The organism is Burkholderia sp. IT-111MI5 (assembly GCF_949752865.1).
Classification (GTDB): domain Bacteria; phylum Pseudomonadota; class Gammaproteobacteria; order Burkholderiales; family Burkholderiaceae; genus Burkholderia; species Burkholderia pyrrocinia_C.
The window spans coordinates 270,340-293,477 of sequence record NZ_CATKIF010000072.1; the positions used below are offsets into that span (position 1 = coordinate 270,340).

Consider the following 23,138-nt stretch of genomic DNA (forward strand, 5'->3'; position numbering starts at 1 on the left):
CTTGCGGCGCGACCACTACCGGCGGACCGGGAACGTAAGCCACGCATCCGCTGAGTGCACCGATCATGCTCGCCGCAGCAAGCAACGCGATAACCCCTGTTTTCACTTCGTTCTCCCGTTGAGGGGAAAGGGCCGTTCGGCCCTTTCCGTTATGCCGTTGAACCGTCAGAAATTGAAATTGACGTTCGTCTGGCTAGTCGTTGCATTGACATTCGTCGATTGCGTTGCGCCCGACGCTGCGTCCGCTTCGATCGTATATTGGCCTGCCGACGCCGGCGAGGAAGCCAGCGTGACCGGCAGCGAACCCGAGTACGTGCCGACGATCGGCGCGGCCGTCGGCACCGACAGCGCGTACGCGCCCGTATCCAGGTTTGCGTTGATCGACGTGATCTCGTATGCGTTTGCATCGATCGTCTGCAGTGCGCGCACCAGCGCGTTCGCGCTTGCCGTCACCGTGCCGCTGACCGTGCTCATCGTCGAGGCAGGCAGCGTGATCGGCAGGTTCGACGTCGATACGGCCGTGCTCGTGTTCACGACAACCGGCACCGAGCGGACGACACCCGACGAGACGTTGTTCTGCACGATCACGACGTCGTAATTGCCCTGCGTCGAGCTCTGGATCAGCGGCGACAGCACGAACTTGCCGCTGCTGTCGGCCACCGTGCCGCGCACGACCTTGCCATGCTGCTCGGCATAGACGGTTGCACCCGCTTCGGCCTGCGCGACGTAGCCGGAAATCGCGCCGCTCACGACCGTCGGCGTTGCCGTCACGACCGGCTTGAGCGCAAAGGTGCCGTTGCCGCGCTGCACGATCGACTTGCACGCATTGAAATCGAGCACGAGGTCGACGAGCGTGTTCGGCTGGACCGTGAACGGCGAGATGATCTTGTAGCCGCTTTGCGTCGCACTCGGCGTCGCTAGCGCCTGCTCGCTGCCGCCTGTCGGCACGACCGAGTTCGCGAGCGTGTTGCCCTGGTTCTGCGCGAGCACGAGGCGAACCTGCTGGTACTGGCCGGCCGGCAGCGCGGTCTGGCCGAGATCGGCGAGTGCGCCGTTGGTCAGCGACAGCAGGTCGATCTTCTGCGGCGTCGGCAGCGTGATCGTCGACCAGCCTCCGTCGTTGTCGCCCGCGTTCGAACTGGCGTTTACGCGCACCTGCGACACGGTGACGAACACATGATCGAAGCCGCACGACGGGGCGTCGGTCATCGCGACATGCAGCGTGCCGTTCTGCACGCTGCCGCCGTCGTCTCCGCCGCCGCAGCCGGCAAGAACGAACGGCACGATTGCAGCGCAAAGGGCACTTTTAAAGAGCTTATTCATTGTCACCCCCCATGGGTGTTATTGTGGGTAACGAAAGAATAGCGTCGCTTCAGCCTGCTATTTTGGGCATCTTTGCAACGAACGGTAACTTTTGGTTCTATCGGTAAATCGCCCGCGAGATTGATGCCGCGTCAAGGGGGAGTGAAGCGGAACAGGGCGGAGATTATCGGGGAGAAGTGCGCAATGTAGGCGGCACGGGACAAAGCGATTGCGACGCGGAAGTAGTTAGTACCACGGTGCTTGAATCAACGATTGTCCGCACGCCACTGACGAGGTGTGACACCGGTCAGGCGCAAGAATGTCCTCGTGAAGTGACTCTGGTCCGCAAAGCCACACAAATCCGAGATCATGTTCAGAGGCATGGGGGACGTGCGCATGTACTTCTTTGCCAGCTCTACGCGTTGATTGATCAGCCAGCGATGCGGGGGCAGTCCTGTAGTCTGATGAAAGGCCTTGACGAAATGACTGCGAGACAGGCCGCAGGCCTTCGCCACATCGACAAGCGGAATTTTTCCGTTGAGGTGTTCGAACAGGAGTCCTTTTGCCTGACGCTCCTGCCACGGCGTGAGTTTGCCGGTCTGCCTTTCCCGCTGCTCGCCGATGCCGCCGTACTGTTGTGCGATATGAGTCTGGAAAGCGAGCGCGACCTGGTCGATGAAGAGTTGCGACGCATGCTCGGGCTGCGCCAACGCGGGCAGCAGCGATTGTCCGAGGTGATGGACGATCGGGTCGGTTGCACTCAAGTGCGGCGGCAAATAAAGCTGCGGCCGTCGCCGGCCACCGATTTCATCGGCCGTTTCCTCCAGCGTGCGGCGAGGCAGATGGAAGTGGAGGCAGTCGAACGCCCCCTTCAGATCCGCCACCCACCTGCGGTCGAGGTCGTGAATCGTCACGGTCCCTGCGCTGTAGGGGACGAAACGGGCAGCACGTCCGTCAAGCCACAATTCCTGTTCGCCGAAAGCGCGCAATTGCAGCACGATGAGATCGGCGTCTTCGAGGTCATAGGGCGCAGTCCGGCCCATATTTCTTCGCGCCGATTTCAGCCGACTGATGCCGATCTGCGCGGACGGCAATGTTTGGGTGACGACGGTTTGCCTCACGTCGGCCGGAATGAATTCGGAAGAGGCGTTGTCCGACGGTGCAGTAGCCATAAAACCGGCGAGAAGGTCAATGATCGAACGCTGCAGTCTACCAAATCGAAATTGAGGTTGCCGACCAGCTCGGCGGTGGTAGCACGAAGAAGTGCTTGAGGCGATGCAGCAAAGGCTGGACCGCCGGTTCGACGTCGTGACGATACGACGCCGTACCGTCGAACGTGTGTTCGGCAAATCAGGCACTGGATGGGTTCGACCCCTTTCCAGATTCGCGCGTTTGTCGCGACGCAGGTCGTGGCGACCGGACAACCTTGGCGCCCGGTTTCCGCGGCGGTTTGGACGTAGTTCAAGGGCAGCGCAGGGGCGGCGGTGGGTATTTGAACTTGCGATATCCTTCAATTGCCGAGGTTCGCGATGATCCGCAATTCTGCGTGTCGTCCGTTTCTGGGCGAAGCGTAGCGGCAATACCGACACAACCGAAAAGGCCTGGCTCAAACACTGATATAACCATTCCAACAAAGGCAAAACAATGATGACTTCCAGCGACGGCCTGACCAGTCCAGCACGGCTCCTGCGACTCGCCTCGTGGGTGATTGCGATCGTCTTCGCCGTCTTTCTGAACATGCTCGGAAGTCTCGTGATCCGCGACATGGCGTTCGCCCCGAGGGGCGGGCCGCCCGTCATCGAGCAATTCGCGGATGCTCCGGCGAAAGCGCGGCTGGACGCAGCGCGGCGCAATCTGCAGACGCAGCACGACACGCTCGCCGAGAAGGCCGACACAATGGAGGTGGCGCGCGGACGCGCCGCGAAGGAGTACGCGGCCGAGAAAGAAAGTTTCCGCAACTGGCTGGCAACCCGCTCGGTGACGGGAGACAGTGCGAGAGACCCGGACATTCTTGCGAGAACCCGCAAGCTGGATACGCTCCAGGCAGTGGTCATCAACTGGCAGCATCAGATCGATGCGATTCGCGACCAGCAACGGGCACTGGCATCGCAGCAGACTCAAGTGGACGCGCAAATCGCCGAAGCGGACGCAGCAGCCGAACGGCGCTTCGACAAGGCGACCCGGCATTACGAGTTGCAGGTGTTCGGAATGCGGCTTGCATTGACATTACCGATACTGCTGGCTGCGATCTGGCTGTTCATACGCTACCGCAAGGCGCGCTACTGGGCTTTCGTATATGGTTTTGGCCTGTTTGCACTGAGCGCGTTTTTCATCGAACTGGTCCCGTACTTGCCGAATTTCGGCGGCTATGTCCGGGTTCTGGTCGGCATTGCGCTCACGGTATTCGCCGGCCTTTACATGATGAAGGCCTTTCAGCGCTATGCCGAACGTAAGCGGCTCGAATTGCAGCAGGATCAGGGAGAGCGCGCACGCACGATCGGATACGAAAAGGCCGTTCGCTCGCTCGAAAAGAAGCGCTGCCCGTCATGCGACAAGCAATGGAATCTCGGTGGCGACGACTCCACGTTCTGCGTGCATTGCGGATTGCGGCTCTTCAATGTATGCGAATGCGGTGGCCGGAATTTCTTCTTCTTCCCGCATTGCCATCAATGCGGTGCTGCGCAGGGAAATGAGTTGCCAGCGTCATCCGATTGACGGTCCGTCCACCGATCATGCGGCGCGCATCGCAGTGAGTGCGGCGGCCAGTGCGTCGTGCGTGGAGGTCGGAAACGGCTCCGGCTCGTCCTGGCCCATCCTGACCGGAGACGAGGACAGAGGCCGCGTCTTGAGCGCCGTAACGATTCGCTCGCTCGCATGACCGTCGCCATAGGGGTTCGCCGCATGCGCCATCGTTTCGTATTCCGCGCGATCGTCGAGCAGCGTCTCGACCTGCTCGACAATGCGACTGCGATTGGTTCCTACGAGGCGTGCCGTGCCCGCCTCCAATGCCTCGGGCCTTTCGGTCGTATCGCGCGTCACGAGCACCGGCTTGCCGAGCGCCGGCGCTTCTTCCTGTATGCCGCCGGAATCGGTGACGATCAGATATGCCTTCGACATCAGGTACACGAACGGCAGATACTCTTGCGGTCCGATCAGATTGACGTTGCGCAGATTGCCCAGAATCGAGCGGACGGGGCCGCTCACGTTCGGATTCAGATGCATCGGATAGACCAGTTCGATGTCGTCGCGCCTGAGCGCGAGTTCTCGAAGCGCATGGCATACGTGCTCGAGCGGTTCGCCGAAACTCTCGCGTCGATGGCCTGTCACGAGAATCAATCGGCGTGCCGGGTCCAGGAACGGAAATCTCGCCGCAGCCTGGGCGGCGAGTGTCGGATTCGTCTTCAGTCGTCCCCATGTCTGCTGCAGCGCGTCGATCACCGTGTTCCCGGTCAGAATCACCTGGCTCGGCGGTACGCCTTCGCTGTACAGGTTCTGCCGCGCGCGTTCGGTTGGCGCGAAATGCCATGAGGACACGGCGTCCGTCATGCGCCGGTTCAGTTCCTCGGGCCATGGCGACCAGACGTTACCGGTGCGAAGCCCGGCCTCCACGTGACCGATCGGTATGTAGCGGTAGAACGCCGCAAGGCTCGTCGCCAGGGTCGTGGTCGTGTCGCCGTGGACGAGCACGATGTCCGGTTTGGCGGCATCGAAAACCCGGCCGATGCGGTTCAGGATGTTCGCTGTCAGATCCGACAGCGACTGATTTTCACGCATCAGGTTCAGATCGAAATCCGGTGTGATGTCGAAGAGCGACAGTACCTGATCGAGCATCTGTCGATGCTGCGCGGTGACGCACACCGTGACGTCGAATGCAGGATGGCGTTTCAGCTCGTGCACGAGCGGAGCCATCTTGATCGCCTCGGGGCGCGTGCCGAATACCGTCAGAACTCGTTGCATCTTGATTTTCCCGTGTATGAATGTCTTGCTTTCCGGCCAGCCTGTGTCGAATCTAGAGCCACAATGCCGCCCGGACCACCAGTCCCTTTGCCCGATCGGCGTTGGTCAAACGAACGCGATACTGGACATTCAGGTCGATCCAGCTCGCCGGCGCCCGATAGGCGCTTTCGCGAAACCAGTAACGCACGCCGATGCCGGGTCCGACTCCGAGCGCCAACCTTTGCGGTGCGCGGCTGTCGTAATCGCCGGCGATCGCGGCATGCGGAAACATCACGAGGTGGTCGCTGATCGAATCCAGTCGCCACGAATGGCCGTAACGCAGTTCGACCGGTTGGACGAGCCGTTCCTGTCTCGCGAAGTAGGCGCTTTCCGTATAGAACTGCCAGGTTGTCCAGTCCGGTTTGACGGGATGCAAATCGATGCCGTCGTCGATCGAATAGCCGACGCGGAAGAGCCAGTCGTCATAGGCGTAACGCCCGCCCTTCATCAATTTTTCGACGGTGAACACCAGGTTTTGCGACGAGAAGGGCTTGTAGCGGGCACCGACTGACCACTGCAAGGTCGGTAACCCGGTGATGCCGCCGCTGTGGTCGTACAGCGTTGCGTACTGACGTGCGAAGAGCTGGAAAATGCGCCCGTTGTCGTAACCGATCTTTGGCGGCTGCCAGTAGACTTCGGTGCCGCCCTGGAGAATGCCGATGGTTTCCTGCGGCCCGAACCCGCCGGATTGATACGCGATGCTGACGATGGCGCCGACGCGCCGTTCGGCGTCGTCGATTGCGCGGCGATAACCGTAAGCCTGTTCAGCGTCGTATTGAGGTGCCTGCACGTTCGCGTCGATGCTGTCGCGGAAGAACTGATCGGCGAGTTCGTTTTTGCCGAGGCCGCGCGCCGTATAGGCGGCGTCTGCATACTCAAGCGCCGAGTCGGGGTGCTGGGCGAAGCTTGCTTCGAAGAACTGGAGCGCTTGTTTTTCGTAGGCAGGGTCGCTCTCGCCGAGACGGCGCGCCGTGTAGGCGGCATCGACGTATTGAAGCGCGGTGCCCGGTTGCAGGGCGAAGCTCGCTTCGAAGAATCGGAGCGCTTGTTTTTCGTAGGCCGGGTCGCTCTCACCGAGACGGCGCGCCGTATAGGCGGCATCGACGTATTCAAGCGCGGTGCCCGGTTGCAGGGCGAAGCTCGCTTCGAAGAATCGGAGCGCTTGCTTGTCGTAGGCAGGGTCGCTCTCGCCGAGATGGCGTGCCGTGTAGGCGGCATCGACGTACTGACGCGCGGTGCCCGGTTGCAGGGCGAAGCTCGCTTCGAAGAATCGGAGCGCTTGTTTTTCGTAGGCCGGGTCGCTCTCACCGAGACGGCGCGCCGTGTAGGCGGCATCGACGTATTCAAGCGCGGTGCCCGGTTGCAGGGCGAAGCTCGCTTCGAAGAATCCGAGCGCTTGTTTTTCGTAGGCAGGGTCGCTCTCTCCGAGACGGCGCGCCGTATAGGCGGCATCGACGTATTGAAGCGCGGTGCCCGGTTGCAGGGAGAAGCTCGCTTCGAAGAACCGGAACGCTTGTTTTTCGTAGGCAGGGTCGCTCTCGCCGAGACGGCGCGCCGTATAGGCGGCATCGACATACTGACGCGCGGTCGCCCGGTGATGGGCAAAGCTCGTTTCGAACAACTGCAGCGCGTCCCTATCGTCACCGGCGCGGATGTGCGCATAGCCGCTCTCGAGCAATCGGTTGGTCTCGCTTTGCGCGCAGGCGCTACCGGCCGCGATACCGAGTGCGATCGCGATGCAAGTCGGTCGTGTCTTGAACTTCATGTCAGGCCACCTTCGACAGAGCAGGGCGCGCACCCGTTCCGGATTGCAGCTCTTCGAGCGCGGCAACGATGTCGGGCTCGGACGCGATGAAGCATTGCACCTCCGCACCCGCGGCCGCACGCAACTGCGCAAGGGCGGTTTCTGAAAGCGGCGCTGCGACAGCAACATTGAGCGCCGACGCTTCGCCGATGCCGAACGGAATCGCCCGGTGGCGGACTTCGACGTAATTCGGCAGTCGGGCCGCGAATGGCCGCCAGTCTCGGCCCCCCAGCTCCACGCGCGGCAATCCGGCCTGCCAGGCGACGGCATCCGCGAGCGTTTCGGTGTCGAGTCCGGCACTCTCGATCAGCAATTCGCCCAGGCGTGTTCCGGTGTCGATGCGTTGCATCTCGAGTGCGTCGTCAAGCTGCTTCTGGCTGATCGCATGCCATGACAACAGCAGTTCGCCCAGGCGACGGTGGACCAGTTGAAGATCCTCGCGCGACGGGTACGAGTGCTTCGTCTTGTCCCAGCCGATCGGCTGTCCAGTTACGGCAGAGGCGATGAACAGCCGCCACGCACGGCACACCGCGAAGAAGTTGATGAAGTTGTTGACGACGAGCCGTGGAATCGACAACAGGCCCTGCCCAAGACCGTTGAGCCGCGTGACGAAGTACACGCGCTGGAATACGCGGTTTCCCAGCATTGCCGTGTTGACAAGCATCATGTCTGCGAGCCAATCCGGTGAAGCTTCGAGCAGCGTCTGCCCGTGTGGAAGCCAACCGTGCGCGATGGCGAAACGTTGGAACACGTGATTGGCGAGGAGGACGTAGGCAAGAATGGTGATAAGCGACGTGACCGTTCCCTTGCGGTCCCTCAGGTACATGTACTTGGTTGCGATCGAGCCACGCCAGCCAAGACGCTGTGCGCCCTGGAACGCGATTCCGATGATCCAGCGGGCGCGCTGCCGGTATGCGGTGCGAAACGTGCCCGGAAAGAGTTCACGGGTCGCGATGACGCTTCGCGCATCGATCTCGCGACGCTGGCCGCCGAACAGGTGGCGACGGGTTGTCTTGTATTCGAGCGGCAGCCAGACGAACGCCATCCGTGCGCCGATGCGTTTCATCTGGAAGCTCGTGTCGTAATCTTCAGTCAAGCTGTCGGTACAGAACGGCTGATTGTCGGTCCCTTCGAGCAACCGCTCGATGATGCGCCGGCTGTAGCACGATGCGACGCCCGCTCCCGGTACGCAGCCGGTCAGGCTCTCGCGCACGACGAGATCCTTGGAGTGCCATTCGCTGAAGTCGTCGAGATAGGTGCCGCCCACCCAGTCGTTCCAGTTTCGTTCGAGCGACAGCACGGGCAACTGCAGAAAATCCTTCCGCTCGATCAAGTGGTTGAAGAGCTTCAGTTCCAGCGGATGAATGATGTCCTCGCAGTCATGCATCGCGATGCCGGCAAAGCGCATTGCGTGCTCCTCCTCATGGACGAGGATGGATTGGATGATCCAGTTCAGACAGTCGGCCTTGCAGGTGGGCCCGTCATGAATCACGGTCGCGCGGCGTACGATGTTCGGGTAGCGCCGCGCCATGCGATCGGCTTCTATCGTCGTATCGGGGTCGTTCTGATAGGTGCCGACGAAGATGACGAACTTGCGGTACTCGAGGGCCGCGATGGTGTGCTCGATCATTTGGGCGAGCACCGCATACTCCTTCCAGGCAGGCACCATGATCGCAAACCAGCGCTCGTCCTCGTCGCGCAATGCTTGTGCCGTGAGCCTCGGATACCGGCGACGTATCACGATTGACCGGTATGCAGCCCGCACCCAGTAGTGAGCGTCGATGTACAGATCGTCGAGCGAGGAAGCGAGGATGACCACACATGCGATCACGACGAGCGCATTGAATACGTGGAAATACTCCGCCTGCAGCGGCGAGAGCGTCGGAGCGAACGTCATCGCGCTACCTCGCAACTGCCGGATCAAGACAACGTGCGGTTCGCATCGTCGAACCGCACCCGCTGGCTGTCCTGGTCTGCCCGGCTTCGGCCGCGCGGACTGCGTCGTTCGTATCCACAACTGTTCCCCGTGCAAAGCGAATGCTGCGGCGCTGTGGTCTTCGCATGATTTCGCGCCGCTTCTTGGAAGACGAGAATCTATGGGTGTGGAGCCCGAAGGACTTGATGCCGATCAACGTCGGTCGAAGCAACCGTTTGCGAAGCATCCGAAGCGTTGTTGAATCGGCGTTCGCCGCAACATGGAGAACCCGAATCCATCAACGTTGCTGTGGAAGAGAACAATGCGTCAGCTGTTCGTTGCATCCCGATATTCACGTCGCCGTGAAAATACCGATGCGCCAAGCGGCACAACATTTTGAAATATCGATATGCAGCGTGCGATCCGACTGGCATATTGGTGTGACGATTGTGATTCTTCGGAGGCTTCATGGACAGCGATTCGCTTGTCTGGGCAGGAGTGCCGCACAACAGCGATGGAGTGGTCTTTCAGGTTCGCGTGCGGCGCGGGCTTCAGCGCTTTCATATTGCGCGGACGGTTCTCGAGAGGGCGCTCGATCTCGAGCGACTGGCGTCCGATGCACGACAGCTCGAGTGTTTTTATGAACACCTGGGGCCGATCCTGGGCGCCGCCCGGAAGACGCGCTCGAGTGCCAAGGCGGATACCGTCCCTCTGAGCATTTCCGATTTCGCCCGAGCGGGCAAGACCTGGACCGGGCAGGATTCCCGGGCGGTGACACGATGAGCACCGTAGCGAGGTTGACGAGCCTCGAGGCCTGACGACCGGGCGCAGCGAACCCGGCGCATGCGCGTTACGACTTTCGGTGATGGGGCGGCCCGATTGACCGATCGGACGCCGCCCCCGATTGCGCATCAGAGGCCGAGTTTTCGTTCGCTCATCCACTTCACGATCGCCGGATCGCGATGGGAGAAGAAGCTGCTCGTGCCGGTCTCCAGCGTGGCGATGGCCTGCATGTTTTCCTCGGACAATTCGAAGTCGAAGACGGCCAGGTTTTCCAGCATCCGTTCCTTTCGCACGGACTTCGCCAGCGCGACGACGCCACGCTGTACCACCCAGCGCAGCACGACCTGTCCCACGGTCTTGCCGTGATGCTGCGCAATCTCGACGAGTTGTGCGTTGTCGAACAGGTTGTTGCGCCCTTCGGCGAAAGGTGCCCAGGCCTCAGGCTGAACGCCGAGCCCGCGCATGAAATCGACACTTTCGTCCTGCTGGTGAAAGGGATTGACTTCGATCTGGTTGACCGCTGGCGTCACCTCGTTGAAACACGCGATGTCCATCAGGCGATCCGGCTGGAAGTTGCTCACGCCGATCGCACGCAGCTTGCCGGCGCGATGCGCTTCCTCCATCGCTCTCCACGCGCCGTGAACGTCCGAGAACGGCTGATGGATCAGGAACAGATCGAGGTAGTCGAGGCCCAGACGCTTCAGCGACTTGTCGATGGCCACCCGAGCCCGTTCATAGCCGGCGTCCTCAACCCACAGCTTGCTGGTGACGAACAGCTGGTCGCGCGGTACCCCGCAACGTTTGAGGCCGCGCCCGACAGCTTCCTCGTTCTTGTAGGACGCAGCGGTGTCGATCAGCCGGTAGCCTGCCTGTACCGCATCGACGACGCAGCGTTCGCATTCCGCCTCGTCGGCAATCTGAAAGACGCCGTAGCCGACGATCGGCATCTTCACCCCGTTGTTCAGTGTCACATCCTGCATGGTCGGTCCTTTGCGCTGAAAGTCGAGGGCGGCATCAGGCCGGCTCGGAACGAGCCGGATACCTCGCCCAAAGCGCTACTTTAGAAGGTGCAGTTTCAAGTGAATAGTCGAATTAATATTGCGTTAGTATCAACTTGAGATTGATACTGATGCAACGCAGACCCGACACCCGAAACCCGACCTTTCGTGCTCCAACGCAAGCATCGACCATGCCCAGCAACGACTTCAAGGCCATCGCAACCTTCGCCAAAGCCGTGGAACTCGGCAGCATCCGACAGGCTGCGCTTGCCCAGGGCGTCACGCCTCAGGCAGCGAGTCAAAGCATCGCGCAACTGGAGCAGCGCCTCGGCGTCCGGCTGTTGCATCGAACCACCCGCAGCCTCGCGCTGACCGAGGAAGGGCAGCGCTTCCTGGAGAACACGCAACCCGCACTGGAGGCGCTGGACCGGGCGCTTGTCCTGGCGCGGGAGTCCAAAGACGAGATCGCCGGGCCGTTGCGTATCGTCGGACCGAAATCGTCGTTCGCCGCCATTCTCATGCCGCTGCTCGACGAGTTCTGTCGCGAGCACCCCGGTATTCAGCCGGATGTCCAGCTCGATGATGGAATCGGCAACTGGGTGCTGGATCGCGTCGATGTCGGTTTCAGGATCGGCGCGTCGGCCAGCGAGGGCGTCATCGGTCGGCAACTCTTCCCGATCCAGATGATCGTGTGCGCGGCGCCCGAATATCTCGAAGCACACGGCACGCCATCGACTCTGGACGACCTGGCGGCGCACCGCTGTGGCGTGTTCCGGCATCCTGCCACGGGCAAGGTGGCACCCTGGTATTTGAGCGTCGACGGCAAGCTCGAACATCGTCAGATGTCGCCTGCGTTTTCGACGAACGATTCGGAGCTCGAAGTGCAGGCCGTGCTCGCCGGGCAAGTGCTGGGGCAGCTCGCGGGGTTCTCGGCCGTGCCCCATATCCGGGCGGGGCGACTGGTGCCGGTTCTCGTGCAGCATATGAGCGCGCACATCGGTTTGCACATTTATTACGGAAGCCGAACTGCTCTGCCAAAGCGAGTGCGGGCATTCCTGGATCTTTCCTTCGAGCGCCTGCATGACTGCAACGATTACGTGCTCGCCGACAAGGAGCTTGAGCGGTTCAAGTCGCGGTCGAGGCGATCCGTCCGCGTGCGGTAGATCGATCGGTTCATCGGATATGGATCGCTACCCGGCCATCTATGGCCATCGACCCGCACTTTCGGATTGCCATTCAAACGCCGCTTCCGCCCGGACCGGGGACTTTCGTGTGCGGATTTCGTCAGTCATGTAGTCGGCCGTTGATTACATCCCTGCTTCATTCCCGGCCGCAGACGGCACTTGCGGCACGCCGTGCGGGCGACGCACGCGGAACGCCGTGAATTTCGATGCGTTACCGCGAATTCATTGCACGCGACCTATACTTTCAAAATCATTTCGTCCGCGACAAGGAGGCGCAATCGTGCCTATGTGCTTCGCGCGGCATCCCGCGCGGTCATCCACGCAAGACCCATGACTACTGTCGTATGAGGAAGGACATCATGACGCGCAAATACATCGATTGCCGGGAATTCCCGAGCGAAATGAATTGTTCCGTTGCGCTATCCGCGGATTCCGAAAACGAGTTGCTCGAGGCGGCCGTACAGCATGCGGTCGCGGTTCACAAGCATGCCGATTCGCCGGAGCTGCGTTCACAGCTGAAAACGCTCTTTCACGACGGCACGCCACCCGTTGAAACACCGCGTCAAGCGTAACGCCGGCGCGACGGATCGAAGCGCAGCGACCACCTCACGACGGCCATCTGCCATCCACGTATTCGCGTTGACCGTAGCTGTGCATCTTGCCGAAATCTTCTTCTGCATGCGGTCCAGTGGGGCGGCTATCGGAGTTCGGCTGGCGTGCGAATACCTCGCTGCGCGGCCGAACTCGTACTTCCGCGTTCGGCCATTTTCTGCCGCGTTGAGCCGCTACACCTGAGGGTCAATCGAAATACGGCTCCAATACCCCCTCGATCCAATCCATGAAAGCCCGGACGCGTGGCGACAGGTTGCGCCGATGGGCCACGACGAGCGACGCGGCGAGGGGCTCGGGACGCAAGTCGGGCAGAACCTCCACCAGCGCGCCGCTTTCGATGTGATGCGCGAGCGCCGAATATCCCGCCTGGATCAACCCGATGCCCGCAAGCCCGGCGGCATGATAGGTCTGCACGCTGTTGACCTGCATCGCGCTCGGCAACGGAAGCGACGCGTAACCGTCGCCGTCCGGGTATTCCCATCCGGCATGCCGGGCGCCGAGTGTCAGCGAGTAGTGAACCATCCGGTGCCCCTGGCTGCGCAGATCGTCGAGCGTCTGCGGTATACCGTACCGTGCCAGATAGCTCGGGCTCGCCGCATTCGTCATGCGCAGCTTGCCCAGCGGTCGGGCAATCAGCGTCTCGTCGACGATCGGACCCAGACGGATCACGCAATCGAACCCTTCCTGGACGAGATCGACACGCCGATCGGTGCTGGAAAGTTCCAGTTCCAACTCCGGATGTGCCGCCATCAGTTGCGGCAGGGCGGGAACCACGACGCTTCGTGCCAATTCGGTGGGCATGTCGACGCGCAACCTTCCCCGCAGCGGTGCCCCATGACCCGAGAACATCGATTGCAACTCCTGTACTTCGGCCAGCAGGTCCCGTGCGCGTAGATAAAAGGCGCGTCCGTCTTCAGTGAGCTGCACGCTCCGCGTGGTCCGATGCAACAGCGCCACGCCGACATCCCGCTCGAGTCCGCGGATCACCATCGACACGCGTCCCTTCTGAATTCCGAGGCTTTCGGCCGCACGCGTGAAGCTCGTCATTTCGGCGACACGGGCAAAGATCAAAAGCGCGTCAAGGTTTTGCATTGTTCACCCAGGGAGTAACGGAACGTTCAATTTGTCGTCATTTATAACTCAGTTGCGACTCAGTAGAGTGGCTTCCCGTGTCGTCCACGGAGGACAACTTGAACGAAAGGGAGCAACCATGACACAGCACACCTCTGCGATCAAAACGGTCGTCGTCTACCACTCCGGCTATGGGCATACCGAGCGTATGGCAACAGCCGTCGCCGAAGGCGCCGGCGCCGTACTCGTCGCAATCGACACCGACGGAAACCTTGCCGAGGATGCGTGGGATACGCTGGCCGGCGCGGATGCGATCCTGTTCGGCTCGCCGACCTACATGGGCGGCCCCAGCTGGCAGTTCAAGAAATTCGCGGACGCATCCTCGAAAGCCTGGTTCGAAGGCGGGTGGCAAAACAAGATCTTCGGCGGCTTTACCAACAGCGCGAGCATCAACGGCGACAAGCTCAATACGCTCGAATACTTCTTTCTGCTCGCCGGGCAGCACGGCGGCATCTGGGTCAGCATGGATATCAAGCCGGCGAACGTGAAAGCCTCGATGCGTGACGACCTGAATCGCATGGGCTCCTATATCGCGCCGATGGCGCAGACGCCTGCCGATGCATCGCCTGACGAGATGTCGCCAGGGGATCTCGAGACGGCGCGCCGCTACGGCGCACGCGTTGCAACGATCGCCGGACAGTTCCGGTCCGGACAGTCTCAACGCAACTGAACTCCCGGCGTGCGCGACGCGACGGAACGGACGCCGCCACCTGTTATCCAGCCACTCTTTAAGGAAATGGCCTTGAAATACAAACAACTCGGCCGCACCGGCCTGTATGTCTCGGAGCTGTGCCTCGGCACGATGACGCTGGGTGGCAATGCCGACGCGGGCATGTGGAAGGCGATCGGCGCAGTCGGTCAGGACGATGCGAACCGGTTGATCGCCCGCGCGCTTGCCGCGGGAATCAATTTCATCGACACCGCCGACATTTATTCCTTTGGCCAGTCCGAACGACTCGTCGGACAGGCACTGAAAGACATCGGCGTACCACGCAACCAAATCGTGCTGGCGACGAAGACAGCCGGCGCGATGGGCCCGAAACCCAACGATCAGGGGGCGTCGCGCGGTCACATAATGGATTCGGTGCAGAGAAGCCTGGAACGGCTCCAGGTCGACCATATCGACCTTTACCAGATACATGCCAGCGATTCTGTCACGCCGATCGAAGAAACGCTGCGGGCCCTGGACGACCTTACGCGGCAGGGGCTGGTTCGTTATGTCGGCGTGTCGAATTGGCGCGCAGGAAAGATCGGTAAAGCACTCGGACTGAGTGCCGCGCTTCACGCCACGCGCTTCGAAACGCTGCAGGCCTACTATTCGATCGCCGGACGCGACGTGGAGCGCGAACTGGTGCCGCTCGTGATCGACGAGCAGATGGGGCTGCTTGTCTGGTCGCCCCTCGCGGGTGGATTGCTTTCCGGGAAGTTTGGCCCCGGAGCACCGACCGAAGAAGGTTCGCGGCGCAGCCATTTCGATTTCCCGCCGGTCGATCTTGACCGGGCGTGGCCGTGCGTTGCGGAGATGCGCGCCATCGCCGATGCGCGCGGTATCTCGGTCGCCCGGATAGCGCTCGCCTGGTTGCTCGCCAGGCCGCATGTCACGAGCGTCATTATCGGCGCCAAACGGGTCGAACAGCTCGAAGACAATCTCGGCGCGGTCGATGTCGTTCTCACCGAGGACGAGCTTGCGCGTCTTGAAGCCGTGAGTGCGCTGCCTAGTTGTTATCCCGGCTGGATGATCGATCGTCAGGACGCGAGCAGGCGTCCGTTGCCGTTCAGGCCCATTGCGTCGAATTAGAACCGGCTACCGCACACCCATACCGTCGACCTGGGCGGTTGTCCAAATGCGCCCACTGAAAGAGAGAGAGATAGATAGACATGCCAAAGGGTTATCTGATCGCACACGTCAGCGTCTCGGATGCAACTGCTTACGCTGCGTACGCAAAAGCCGCAGGCGATGCAATGACAAAATTCGGCCCCAAGGTCATCGCTGGTTGGGGGCGGTATGAAAACCTCGAAGGCGAGGCCCACGAGCGGCATGTGGTCCTCGAGTTCGATTCGTTGGCCGAGGCCAGGCGTTTCTATGAAAGCCCCGAATATCAGGCGGCCAAGGCGCTTCGCGCCGGGGCCGCGACCGGGACCTTCGTCATCCTCGAAGGGACTTCATGATTCCGACTGCGAAGCGCTCGAACGCCCGCAGGCTGTCGAACTTCTCCGACGCGGCGAATCACCTGCACGCCCGGTTTCGCCGAACCATCGCGAGATGGCATGAGCGACTTCTTCATGGTCGGGAGCGGCTTCGCATGCCCACGCGACGATCCCGTCGGGACGCACCAATATAGCTCGCATACCTAACCGATCCTTGGCGTCGGCTGCGACATAGGCGAGGCGCTCGCGCCAACGGTTCGCAAGCGCCTGAATCGAAGTCCAGCAGGAGTCCCCGCCCGTCGCGCAACAGGCGGCCTGCCTTCGTTCCGTCGACCAGTTCGATATCGGGTACGCTGCGGCCCACCAGCGGATGAGGGCTGCCAAGATCGTAGCGAAGCGACACACCCCAGACGCGCTCCGCGAAATACGTTGCGCCATCCCGGGTCTCGATGAGATCGCGAACGATCGCTTCCAGCGCGCGCGTGCCGGGGGTAGGTCGCATAAGTGCGACTTGCGCACGCGACCAATCGAGAACGCGTGCCCCTATCGGATGCCGCTCTTGTTGGTAGCTGTCGAGCAGACCGGCCGGCGCATCGCCACGGATGGTGGCTGCCAGCTTCCAGCCGAGGTTCATCGCGTCTCCGAGTCCAAGATTGAGCCCTTGACCGCCCAAAGGAGAGTGGATGTGCGCGGCATCGCCCGCGAGCAGCACGCGTCCGTTCCGATAGGTCGTTGCCTGGAAGGCGCGATCCGTCCACGTGGTAGCCAGCCTGAGCCTGGTCAGCGTGATTTCGGTGCCGGACACGCGGCGCAGCACCGCCTGCACATGCTCCAGTGTGACGGGGTGAAGGCGGTGAAACGCTCCGCCGTCGAATTCCACCATCGCAATCGTGCCGGGCCGCGCATAGGTGTACATGCCCTTCGATGTGTAGTGTCGGCCGGGGGGAAGCGCGTCCGGCTCAGCCATGTCGACCTCGACGGAGTAGCCGGTGAACTCCGGATCAGTACCGACGAAATCAAAGCAGCCGGCTTTGCGGATCGCACTGCGGCCGCCGTCACAGCCGACGAGCCAGCGCCCGCGAAAAGTGTTCCCGCCCGCATGAACGGTCACCGCTCCATCCGACTCGTGGAATGCGTCGGCGCTCAGGCCTCGCCGGATCTCGCACCCCGTCGCGCCGGCTCGACGAGCCAGGACCGTTTCGAGTGTCTCCACTGCGACTGCCATGCTGGTGTCGGCCGAGCCTGACAGGCGATACGGCCACTTCGAGGTATCGATGTCGTCGTGATGGAACTCAATGCCGGCGAAATGACCGGCGGGCCGGCGCGGCTGCTGCATCCAGTGCGGGATCGTCGCAGTCTTGTCAGCGATAGGGTCGGCACGCGCGGCCTCGATTACTTCGTCCAGCAGCCCGCGCCTGTCAAGCGTTTCGAGGGTGGGGGCCGAAAGGCCGCGCATGCCGAACGGCAGGCGCTTCAACGGAGCGTGCGGTGTTTCGGCGCGCTCGAGCACGAGGACCGAGAGCTTGAACAGGCGAAGCTCGGAGGCGAGAAACAGACCGACGGGGCCAGCCCCGGCAATCACGACGTCGTAGATATCCTGATGGTGCTCGTGCATGAATCACTCCTGTGTCGATGTTCGACCGGAGCGTTTCTCAGGTTGAGCGCCACACGGACGAACGTTTGGACGCCTGGTCGGCGTCGGATGTTCGTCGTGGGGATCTCATGCACGGGGCAAAGACCAGAGCTTTCGCTAACGAAAGGACTTGGGCTTACCAAACCAAGTCTGCCTTTTCCGACACCGCGTTATAGCACCGCAGCGAAGACGCGTAAACAGCGGCGACGGTCCGCTCACCGCGGTGCGACGGCGCGCCGGCGTGTTACGTCGACCATGCGCGAAACGCATGGTTGGCAAGAACCGGAATGGGTCTCGACGGCAGTTGCGCAACCGACTCATGTTTTTGACGTTCTTCATTCGCGTTCATGAAAGGACGTATTAGCGTTTCCCCCGATATAGGAAAACGCCGTACAAGCCGATGTTGCAGAGAGATACGGTGTGAATAATCGATCCGAGGCCAATTATGACGACATCTGCAACAAACGGGCCGAACGGGGCATTGCCTGAAACGCCCGAGGCGGCAACGGCATCCGACGACGCGTGCCGCGCACCGTCGATCCTGCTGGTCGACGACGAGCCGAACGTGCTGTCGGCGCTCAAGCGCGTGTTCCGGCCCGCGGGCTACGACATCCTGACCGCCGACAGCGGCGAGGCCGCGCTCGAGATACTGGCGTCGACCGAGGTCGACCTGATCGTGTCCGACATGCGGATGCCGCGCATGAGCGGTGCGGAATTTCTGGCCCGCGCGCGGGCGCTGTACCCGGACACGATGCGTATCCTGCTGACCGGCTATGCGGATATCGCATCGGTCGTGCAGGCCGTCAACGAAGGCAGCGTGTATCGCTACCTGAACAAGCCGTGGGACGATCACGATCTGCTGATGACCATCGAACAGGCGCTGGAGCAGCGGCGCTTGCGCCGCGAAGCGGCCCGGCTGACCGCGCTGACGGAAGCGCAGAACGACGCGCTGCGCCGTTTCAATACGGAACTCGAAACGCAGGTGCGCGCGCGCACCGAGGAACTCGGCCAGACCGTGATGTTCCTCGAAGCGGCGCAACGCGACCTGAAAAGCAGTTTCACGGCGATGGTCCAGGTCTGCGCGAGCATGATCGAGCTGCGTTGCGGGACCGCCGGCGGACACGCGATGCGCGTCGGCGAGATCGCGCGACGGCTCGCGCTGGCGTCGGGGATGAGCGAGCTGCACGCGCAGGACGTCTATTTCGCGGGGTTGCTGCACGGCATCGGCAAGTTGTCGCTGCCCGACGAATTGCTGCACAAGCCGCTCGCGCGGATGACGACGGACGAACACCGGCTGTTCCAGCAGCATCCGCTGCGCGCGCAGATGGTGCTGACGCCGGTCGCGCAATTGCACAAGGTCGCGTCGATCGTGCTGCACCAGTACGAGCGCTTCAACGGACGCGGCACGCCGGACGGGCTGACCGGCGACGCGATTCCGCTCGGCTCGCGGATCGTTGCGATCGCACGCGATTTCGAAGGGCTGCGCAACGGCGAAATCGGTGTGCCGCATTCGGTCGAACAGGCGCTCGATGCGTTGCGCTCGCAGGCCAGCGTGCGATACGACCCGCAGATCGTCGAGCGTTGCATCGAGCTGATGCGTGACCCGGCGAGTCTCGGTATCGCGGCGTCCGTCGCGGAGATCAAGTCCGCGCAGCTGCGCGAAGGGATGCAGCTCGCCGACGATCTGCGCACGCATCGCGGCGTGCTGCTGATGACGAAGGGCAGCGTGATGTCGGCGCACCAGATCGAGCTCGTGCGCCGTTTCGAGACGCGGGAAGGGACGCCGTTCGACATTCTCGTCCTGGCCGGCGCGGCCGCATCGATGCAGGCGCACAACGCAGGCGCGCCGCCCGGCTGACGCAGGACACCTGGCCTGATGGACGCCGCGTGCGCCCGGCCGCACGGCGGCAACGCCTTCACACCGATTCGGTCGCTCGATCATGCACGGCACCTATGACCTCCCGCTCGTCCTGCTGTCGCTTGCGATCGCGACCCTGGCCTCCTATACGACGCTCGACCTGGCCGCGTTCATCTCGCTGCTCGACAACCCGAAGCTCAAGCGTGCGTGGCTGGGCGGCGGCGCGGCCGCGATGGGAACCGGGATCTGGTCGATGCATTTCGTCGGCATGCTCGCGTTTTCGCTGCCGATCCCGCTCGGTTATGCACTGCCGGATACCGGCGCGTCGCTGGCGATCGCCGTGCTCGTGTCGTATTTCGCGCTGAACGTCGTCACGCGCGCGCGGCTGGGCTGGCGGCGGCTGTTCGCGGGCGGTGCGCTGATGGGCGGCGGGATTGCCGGCATGCATTACACGGGGATGGCCGCGATGCACATGCAGCCCGGCATTCGCTACGATCCCGCGCTGTTCGCCGCATCGATCGGCATCGCGGTGATCGCGTCGACTGCCGCGCTGTGGATCGCGCAGGCGCTGCGCGTGCGGCAGGCGCGTCATGCGACCGCGCAACGCGTCGGCGCGGCCTTCATCATGGGCATCGCCATTACCGGCATGCACTACACGGGGATGGCGGCGGCCCATTTCGCGCCGGACGCGCGATGCGGCACCGCGAACGGGATCGACGCGCCGTGGCTCGCGACGACCGTCGCGCTGTTTACGATGGCGACGCTGATCGTCACGCTGCTGCTCAGCCGCTTCGATGCGCGCACAACCTTTCTGCGCGGGATGGCCGACACGCTCGAGCGGCTCGTGAAAATGCGCACCGCGGAACTCGAACGTGCGTTGCACCGCTACGAGCAGACGACGGAGATGCTGCAGCGCACGCGCGAGAACATGGCGACCGAGATCGACGAGCGCAAGGCCGCGCAGGCACGGCTCGAACAGGAGAAGGACGAGCAGCGGCGCCTTCTGCACGTGCTCGAGGCAACCCACGTGCAGTTGCTGCAGTCGGAAAAGCTCGCGTCGATCGGCCAGCTCGCGGCGGGCGTCGCGCACGAGATCAACAATCCGATCGGCTTCGTCAGTGCGAACCTCAATACGTTGAAGACCTGGGTGCGAAGCCTGCTCGATGTGGTCGCGGCGCATGAAGCGGCGCTGCCGCAGCTCGACCCGGCCGCGCGCGATGCGCTGACGGCGATGGGCCGCGCCGCGGATCTGGACTACGTCCGCGACGAGATCGTGACGCTGATAGACGAATCGATCGATGGTGCGGTGCGGGTGCGGCGCATCGTGCAGGACCTGCGCGATTTCTCGCGCCCGGGCAGCGACGAGTGGAGCGTGGTCGATCTCCACGCGGGCCTCGAGAGCACGCTCAACGTCGTCCATAACGAACTGAAGTACAAGGCCGACATCGTGCGCGATTACGGCGACCTGCCGCAGGTCGAATGCCTGCCGTCGCAGTTGAACCAGGTGTTCATGAACCTGCTGGTCAACGCGGCGCAGGCGATTCCCGAGCGTGGCGTGATCACGATCCGTACGTCGAGCGATGGCGAGCAGGTGTCGATCGCGATCAGCGACACCGGAACGGGCATGACGCCCGATGTCGTCCGGCGGATCTTCGATCCGTTCTTCACGACGAAGCCGGTCGGGCAGGGAACCGGGCTTGGCTTGTCGGTATCGCACGGCATCGTCGAGCGCCATCGCGGCACGATCGACGTGACGAGCGAACCCGGGCGCGGCACGACGTTCTGCGTGCGGCTGCCGGTCCGGCGGGCCCGCGACGACGCGAACGCGGCGGAGCTGGAGCAGCGGGCATGAGGATGCGATCGTGACTGCCGTGCGCGCGCGGGAAGCGCGTACGCGATTCAGCGTGAATTCGATGCTCGCGTACCAGGTGTCGCTGCGCGGCGCCGCTCAGGTGATCTGCCACTGAAGAATGACGATCCCGTCGTTGTAGTCGCGGTCGGCGCCGAGCCAGCCGAGCCACACTTGATCGCCCGCGGACAGCGGCGCGACGCGCGCGTCGGTCGCGGACTTCCTGCCGTTGGCCGATGCGTCGATCCGGATCTTGCCGCCTTTCGAGCTCAGCGTGAACTGCCTGACGCCGTCGTTGCCGTTGCCGACGAACGACGCGGCCGGTTCGCGCGCATCGTCGATGAACAGCTTCAGGTCCTGCCGGTCGGCGGCATTCGCGTGGAAGATCGCCTTGAAGGCGGTGTTCGGCGGCAGGTTGAAATTGCCGTCGCGGTTCGACGACGGCTGGAAACCGGGCTAACCGGGCTGTTTCGTATCCGGCCGGCTGCCGGCGATCTCGATCGTCGTTTCCCAGCGGAAATAGCCTAATACCGCACCGTCGCGATCGAGCACGGCGAAGTCGGCCGTGCACGTGGTAGTGCCCGCGGCGAGCACGTCGCTGTGCCAGTAATGGTCTTTCATCGGCTGGCACGCCGGATGAAGCAGGTCGTCGGCATCCGGCACCGGCGTCGTGGCGTCGCGCACTTCCGGTTCGATCGGCGCGACGATGCCGGCGTCCTTCAATGCGAACCGGATGAACAGCACGCTCAGCTCGGCGCGCAGCGCCAGCGTGGTTTCGCGCAGGCGAAGCTGGTCGCCCGGCGCCAGGCCGGCAAAGAGCCGGCTGTCGTTGTGGCCGAGCTGCCCGGTGTCGCCGGGGCTCAACACGTAGATGTGCCGGCCGTCGATCACGGTCGGCGCGTCGGCGTCCCGGCTCGCATCGGGGTAGGCCGACAGCAGCGTGACGGCGTCGACGATCGCGAGCACATCGCAACGAAGACCAGACATGAGCGCTTCCTCCGCAACAAGGGAATGACGCGGGCGCCCGCCGCGCGGCCGCCCGCCCGCCGCGATCAGTTGTGGATCGTGATGAACGGATCCCATGAGAAGCAACCCTGGCTCTGGCAGTTGCGATCGATGATCTGGAACTGGAAGTGGTAGGTCACGCGGCCGACCTTCAGGCATTCCGATGACCAGTAGTAGTTCGCGACCTTCTGGCATGTCGGCACCTCGGGCTTGCTGGTGTTCGGCACCGGGATCGACGCTTCCGCGACCCGCGGCGTCGGCGTCGAGATCAAGTCGTTGCCGACGTTGCCGACGAATTTGTAGAACACGACCTGGTTCTCGAAGCCCAGCGACAAGCTCGTTTCGCGCCAGCGGATCAGGTCGCCGACCTGCGCCTTCAGGTCGAGCTCGCCGCCCGCCTGCCCGGAGATTACGTTGTCCTGGTTGGTCACCATATAGACATAATGCCAGTCGATCAGCGTCGGGGCGGCCGGATTCTTGCTGGGATTCGGATACTTTTTGAGAATGGTTTCGGTATCGAATGAAACGAGCACATCGGTAAAGTGTGACATGGAAGCTCCCGTTTTAAGTAATGGGACTTATCGTTTCGAGAACTGCTTCGTGCGGCCGCCATCTCCTTGTCCTGCAAGGCTCCGTGCGATGTGTGGCACGTACAGGCGCGACGGCGTATGCAGGTTATCCCGTTCGGTTAATTATGGAAGCTGTAAGAGTAAACAGGGTTATAAAAATGATTATCGTATATTAAGTTGAAAATCGGATTCAATCGGATCGATGCGTTACATAAATAGAAGAAAATTGAATCTGTTAATCGATTTGTCGATTATTTTCGATCGGAGAAAGGGGCGGATGGCCGGCGCGATCTCGAGCGCTCGTCGCCATGGCGGCACGACGATTCGGGAGCGGGAAGGGGGCGTGATTCG

General features: G+C 62.4%; 19 protein-coding genes and 2 pseudogenes. 10 read left to right on the forward strand and 11 right to left on the reverse strand.

The window, feature by feature from the left end; translation table 11 throughout:
• Positions 1 to 165: 165 nt before the first annotated feature.
• Complete coding sequence (locus ACM6JT_RS34230; RefSeq protein ID WP_131945959.1) at positions 166 to 1,323, reverse strand: DUF4382 domain-containing protein; 1,158 nt, start codon at positions 1,321 to 1,323, stop codon at positions 166 to 168.
• 245 nt (positions 1,324 to 1,568) lie between these two features.
• Positions 1,569 to 2,474 carry a helix-turn-helix transcriptional regulator gene (locus ACM6JT_RS34235; protein ID WP_131945962.1) on the reverse strand — a complete coding sequence of 302 codons (906 nt, stop codon included), beginning with the start codon at positions 2,472 to 2,474 and terminating at the stop codon, positions 1,569 to 1,571.
• An 82-nt stretch (positions 2,475 to 2,556) separates the two neighbouring features.
• On the opposite strand from ACM6JT_RS34235, the pseudogene ACM6JT_RS34240 reads away from it, so the two are divergent.
• Together ACM6JT_RS34240 and ACM6JT_RS34245 are read left to right on the forward strand one after the other, a co-directional pair.
• Positions 2,557 to 2,711, forward strand: a pseudogene (locus ACM6JT_RS34240) (IS5/IS1182 family transposase); the annotation flags it as partial.
• 238 nt (positions 2,712 to 2,949) lie between these two features.
• Positions 2,950 to 4,017, forward strand: a complete 1,068-nt coding sequence (locus tag ACM6JT_RS34245) for a hypothetical protein (protein ID WP_414858139.1) — start codon at positions 2,950 to 2,952, stop codon at positions 4,015 to 4,017.
• 15 nt (positions 4,018 to 4,032) lie between these two features.
• Here ACM6JT_RS34245 and wecB read toward each other — a convergent pair whose 3' ends face one another.
• From wecB to ACM6JT_RS34260, 3 genes are read right to left on the reverse strand one after another with little or no spacing between them, the layout of a single operon-like run.
• Positions 4,033 to 5,259, reverse strand: coding sequence for a non-hydrolyzing UDP-N-acetylglucosamine 2-epimerase (wecB, locus tag ACM6JT_RS34250; protein WP_414858115.1), 1,227 nt, complete (start codon positions 5,257 to 5,259; stop codon positions 4,033 to 4,035).
• A gap of 52 nt (positions 5,260 to 5,311) precedes the next feature.
• A complete protein-coding gene (locus tag ACM6JT_RS34255; protein WP_414858116.1) occupies positions 5,312 to 7,063 on the reverse strand; it encodes an NfrA family protein in 1,752 nt (583 codons plus the stop codon).
• A 1-nt stretch (position 7,064) separates the two neighbouring features.
• Complete coding sequence (locus ACM6JT_RS34260) at positions 7,065 to 8,999, reverse strand: glycosyl transferase family protein (protein ID WP_414858117.1); 1,935 nt, start codon at positions 8,997 to 8,999, stop codon at positions 7,065 to 7,067.
• Between the two features lie 486 nt (positions 9,000 to 9,485).
• Here ACM6JT_RS34260 and ACM6JT_RS34265 point away from each other — a divergent pair, with 486 nt between their 5' ends.
• On the forward strand, positions 9,486 to 9,800 hold the full coding sequence (locus ACM6JT_RS34265) for a hypothetical protein (RefSeq protein ID WP_414858118.1): 315 nt from the start codon (positions 9,486 to 9,488) through the stop codon (positions 9,798 to 9,800).
• Between the two features lie 128 nt (positions 9,801 to 9,928).
• Here the strand turns inward: ACM6JT_RS34265 and ACM6JT_RS34270 are convergent, their stop codons facing one another.
• Positions 9,929 to 10,780 carry an aldo/keto reductase gene (locus tag ACM6JT_RS34270; RefSeq protein WP_414858119.1) on the reverse strand — a complete coding sequence of 284 codons (852 nt, stop codon included), beginning with the start codon at positions 10,778 to 10,780 and terminating at the stop codon, positions 9,929 to 9,931.
• Positions 10,781 to 10,989: 209 nt separating this feature from the next.
• Here ACM6JT_RS34270 and ACM6JT_RS34275 point away from each other — a divergent pair, with 209 nt between their 5' ends.
• Both ACM6JT_RS34275 and ACM6JT_RS34280 read left to right on the forward strand, forming a co-directional pair.
• Positions 10,990 to 11,961, forward strand: coding sequence for a LysR family transcriptional regulator (locus tag ACM6JT_RS34275; RefSeq protein ID WP_414858120.1), 972 nt, complete (start codon positions 10,990 to 10,992; stop codon positions 11,959 to 11,961).
• Positions 11,962 to 12,341: 380 nt separating this feature from the next.
• Complete coding sequence (locus tag ACM6JT_RS34280) at positions 12,342 to 12,554, forward strand: DUF1059 domain-containing protein (RefSeq protein WP_034182593.1); 213 nt, start codon at positions 12,342 to 12,344, stop codon at positions 12,552 to 12,554.
• Positions 12,555 to 12,780: 226 nt separating this feature from the next.
• Here the strand turns inward: ACM6JT_RS34280 and ACM6JT_RS34285 are convergent, their stop codons facing one another.
• Positions 12,781 to 13,686, reverse strand: coding sequence for a LysR family transcriptional regulator (locus ACM6JT_RS34285; protein ID WP_414858121.1), 906 nt, complete (start codon positions 13,684 to 13,686; stop codon positions 12,781 to 12,783).
• Between the two features lie 118 nt (positions 13,687 to 13,804).
• Between ACM6JT_RS34285 and ACM6JT_RS34290 the strand changes: the two genes are divergently transcribed.
• The 3 genes from ACM6JT_RS34290 to ACM6JT_RS34300 all read left to right on the forward strand — a co-directional run bounded on the left by ACM6JT_RS34290 (position 13,805) and on the right by ACM6JT_RS34300 (position 15,894).
• On the forward strand, positions 13,805 to 14,395 hold the full coding sequence (locus ACM6JT_RS34290) for a flavodoxin family protein (protein WP_034182343.1): 591 nt from the start codon (positions 13,805 to 13,807) through the stop codon (positions 14,393 to 14,395).
• Positions 14,396 to 14,467: 72 nt separating this feature from the next.
• Positions 14,468 to 15,523, forward strand: a complete 1,056-nt coding sequence (locus ACM6JT_RS34295) for an aldo/keto reductase (protein WP_414858122.1) — start codon at positions 14,468 to 14,470, stop codon at positions 15,521 to 15,523.
• A gap of 80 nt (positions 15,524 to 15,603) precedes the next feature.
• Complete coding sequence (locus tag ACM6JT_RS34300) at positions 15,604 to 15,894, forward strand: DUF1330 domain-containing protein (protein WP_034182342.1); 291 nt, start codon at positions 15,604 to 15,606, stop codon at positions 15,892 to 15,894.
• Here the strand turns inward: ACM6JT_RS34300 and ACM6JT_RS34305 are convergent.
• Positions 15,889 to 17,488, reverse strand: a pseudogene (locus ACM6JT_RS34305) (FAD-dependent monooxygenase). The gene ACM6JT_RS34300 and the pseudogene ACM6JT_RS34305 overlap by 6 nt on opposite strands.
• A gap of 463 nt (positions 17,489 to 17,951) precedes the next feature.
• Here ACM6JT_RS34305 and ACM6JT_RS34310 point away from each other — a divergent pair.
• Positions 17,952 to 19,364 carry an HD domain-containing phosphohydrolase gene (locus ACM6JT_RS34310; RefSeq protein WP_414858123.1) on the forward strand — a complete coding sequence of 471 codons (1,413 nt, stop codon included), beginning with the start codon at positions 17,952 to 17,954 and terminating at the stop codon, positions 19,362 to 19,364.
• 82 nt (positions 19,365 to 19,446) lie between these two features.
• A complete protein-coding gene (locus ACM6JT_RS34315; RefSeq protein ID WP_034182340.1) occupies positions 19,447 to 21,216 on the forward strand; it encodes a histidine kinase in 1,770 nt (589 codons plus the stop codon).
• A 96-nt stretch (positions 21,217 to 21,312) separates the two neighbouring features.
• On the opposite strand, the gene ACM6JT_RS34320 is transcribed toward ACM6JT_RS34315, so the two are convergent.
• From ACM6JT_RS34320 to ACM6JT_RS34330, 3 genes are all read right to left on the reverse strand, one after another.
• Entirely contained in the window at positions 21,313 to 21,627 is a 315-nt protein-coding gene (locus tag ACM6JT_RS34320) for a fucose-binding lectin II (RefSeq protein WP_414858140.1), read from the reverse strand.
• Between the two features lie 42 nt (positions 21,628 to 21,669).
• Entirely contained in the window at positions 21,670 to 22,200 is a 531-nt protein-coding gene (locus tag ACM6JT_RS34325; protein ID WP_105390950.1) for an AidA/PixA family protein, read from the reverse strand.
• 65 nt (positions 22,201 to 22,265) lie between these two features.
• On the reverse strand, positions 22,266 to 22,769 hold the full coding sequence (locus ACM6JT_RS34330) for an inclusion body family protein (RefSeq protein WP_034182337.1): 504 nt from the start codon (positions 22,767 to 22,769) through the stop codon (positions 22,266 to 22,268).
• Positions 22,770 to 23,138: the final 369 nt, after the last annotated feature.